The organism is Endozoicomonas sp. SESOKO3, from assembly GCF_024606255.1.
This window is the reverse complement of record NZ_JAHHPR010000396.1, coordinates 1-2,597: the sequence shown is the minus strand read 5'-3', so window position 1 is coordinate 2,597 and position 2,597 is coordinate 1. Positions and strand designations below refer to the sequence as shown.

The 2,597-nt window shown below is 48.0% G+C and carries 2 protein-coding genes and 1 pseudogene; 1 reads left to right on the top strand and 2 read right to left on the bottom strand.

The features are described from left to right. Positions 1-179 precede the first annotated feature (179 nt). A complete protein-coding gene (locus KDK18_RS06830; protein ID WP_257254124.1) occupies positions 180-1,157 on the bottom strand; it encodes an NAD(P)H-quinone oxidoreductase in 978 nt (325 codons plus the stop codon). Positions 1,158-1,623: 466 nt separating this feature from the next. Here KDK18_RS06830 and KDK18_RS06825 point away from each other — a divergent pair. Further along, positions 1,624-2,346, top strand: a pseudogene (locus KDK18_RS06825) (hypothetical protein); the annotation flags it as partial. Positions 2,347-2,348: 2 nt separating this feature from the next. On the opposite strand, the gene KDK18_RS06820 reads toward KDK18_RS06825, so the two are convergent. Further along, positions 2,349-2,585 (bottom strand): PDZ domain-containing protein, encoded by a 237-nt coding sequence (locus KDK18_RS06820; RefSeq protein ID WP_257254125.1) that lies wholly within the window; start codon positions 2,583-2,585, stop codon positions 2,349-2,351. Between the last annotated feature and the right edge of the window lie 12 nt (positions 2,586-2,597).

The following is a 2,597-nucleotide window of genomic DNA, read 5'->3' as shown; positions in this document are numbered from 1 at the left end:
GTTGATACCAGGTTTTTGTCTGAATTTCGCTCCAAAAAGGACATCAGTTGTTCTTTATTCGGATTTGCGAACATGCTAAACAAGATGTGTTCACAGGTCTTTCCTGAAATCAAACTCATCTTTTCAACTTTGTGTTGTGATCAGAGGCCTCAATGTTTTTTAAAGCCATTCATAATGGATTAAGCAGGCAAGGTGAGAATAACCTTGCCTGTTGTTTTATTGGATGCCATTAAATCATACGCTTTCTGATATTGATCGATTGGGAGAACCGTATCTGTAATCGGTTTTAAGTGACCCGAGGCGAATAAAGGCCAAACCTTTTCCATTAGTTCGGTTAACAACCTTTCTTTTTCGGTAATGGGCAAAAAGCGCAGAGTGGATCCCATCACTTGAATCCGCTTCATCAGTAGTTGCCCCATATCCAATTGTGCTTGTCGTCCTGCCATTAAACCAATGGTGACAATTCTTCCGCCGATATTCATTAAAGACAGATATCTTTCCAGCCAGTCTCCGGCACAGCAATCCAGCACCATATCAAAAGGACCAAAAGCCTTTAACAGCTTCCAATCCTGCTGATGTCGGTTCAAGCCATTTTTCGCTCCCAACTCCTTGCAGAATTGCAACTTTTCATCACTGCCGACCACCACGGTTACGTCGATCCCAAAATAAGCACACAGCTGCAGAACTGCGGTACCCACACCGCTGGCGCCAGCCATTAACAGAACCTTGTCTCCGGCTTTGACTTTGCCACGATGAAACAGGTTGAGCCAGGCGGTTGCATAAACCTCAACAACGCCTCCGGTCTGCACGAGACTCAGTGATTCAGGAACTGGTAACAACAGCCGCTGATCACACACCGCGCTTGTCGCCAGACCTCCACCCGGCAACAACGCACAAACATGCTGGCCTGGCAGCCATTGGCTGACATTGGCTCCCACCGCCTCAATGATCCCGGAGCATTCGAGTCCCAAGACGGGTGTTACACCTTTTGGTGGATTGTAGGTTCCAGCCAACTGCGACAGGTCGGCACGGTTAAGGCCTGCGGCCACTACTCGAATTTTTACCTGATCTTTACCCAAAGGCTCACCGGGAAAGGTCCGCCATTGTAACGCCCTGTCAATAGCCACAAGTCCGTAAAAGTTTTTGCTCTCTTGCATCTTTACCCAAACCTTAATGATCAAGCCGATACAGGTATCAATGAAATACCTCGGTTATCGGGCTTCATTGAATAGGGGGTTATCAGCCTGACTGGAGTCCGGTAAAGTCCCCTGACTGGCTGCATTCAGTTATAGACTGTATTATGTCTCAGGGGATATTCACAATCACTGAACAAAACTGATTGAGAAAGCCCCCAAAGCACTGGTAACTTAAAAATAGAAGTCAACCAATGCTCTGGGACAGGCCTATGGACCGACTGTCTGGTAGCCAGCAGTGCCACATGCACCACAAGCAGCATCAGCTGGAAACAACGCCCTGACAGGCTTTGGATTATCTCCGGTGTGGAACAGGCTTAAACGCATGTTCCGGATATTTTTGGTACATGTGTTTCAGGCACAGAGGGGTGGAGTAGCCTATAGTCGATGAACGTCGTCTTAAACACTCCATAACAGGACTTATTCCTTCATGAGCCGAGGCGGCACACCCGATATCGAAAAACGACACGGAGCTTCACAATCCATGATACCGACCCTGCTAAACGCCAGGAAAATACCATCGGTTTTTTTTGCCCTGTTCACCGCGCTCTGTATAACCACCAGTTCGGTTTTTGCCGCTGATCAGAATCTTGACCGCCCCATTGACGAACTAAAACCCAGCCTGCAACAGGCCATTGCCAGTGTCAATGTGGTGCAACTGCTGTCACGCAACCATTATCGCAAAATTGACCTGAACAAAGAGAGTGGAGAAAAAGTATTTCAGCGCTATCTCGACCGTTTGGACCCCAACCGCAGCTTCTTCCTGCAAAGCGACATTGCCCAGTTTGCCCCTTATAAAGAAAAGCTCGACAGCTCTCTTAAAAGCGGCGACCTGAAACCAGCTTTTGAAATATTCAATCGATACACAGTCAGGGCAGAAGAACGTGCCCGCTACATGCTGGCTCTGGTCAAGCAGGGTGTTAACAAACTGGATCTGAAAAAGAACGAAGACCTGATTGTTGACCGCAAGGAACAGCCCTGGCTGGCCAATAAAAAGAACCAGCGAGACCTTTGGAGAAAACAGTTCAAAGACAGTGTACTGACCCTGAAGCTGAACAACAAAACTGATGAAGAAATTGCAGATCAGTTGACTCGACGCAACACCAACCTGTTGCGCCGATTGCATCAGAGTAAGAGCGAAGACGTTTTCCAGACTTACATTAATTCTTTTACCGGAATTTTTGATCCCCACACCCAGTACTTCTCGCCCCAGACTGCCGAGAACTTTGACATTAACATGAGTCTTTCTCTGGAAGGCATTGGTGCGGTTCTGTCCTCGGAGGATGAATACACCAAAGTGGTCAGCGTGCCTTTGAGGCCCTGGCCAACGCTGATGATTTTGTCGCCAGGATTCAGTTGGCCTGCTTTATCGGCAGGACCACCGGGGACCACGCTGACCACTTT

Excerpts from the sequence above, each read along its gene's own strand:
- KDK18_RS06830 (WP_257254124.1), bottom strand. The coding sequence starts at position 1,157 with ATGCAAGAGAGCAAAAACTTTTACGGACTTGTGGCTATTGACAGGGCG.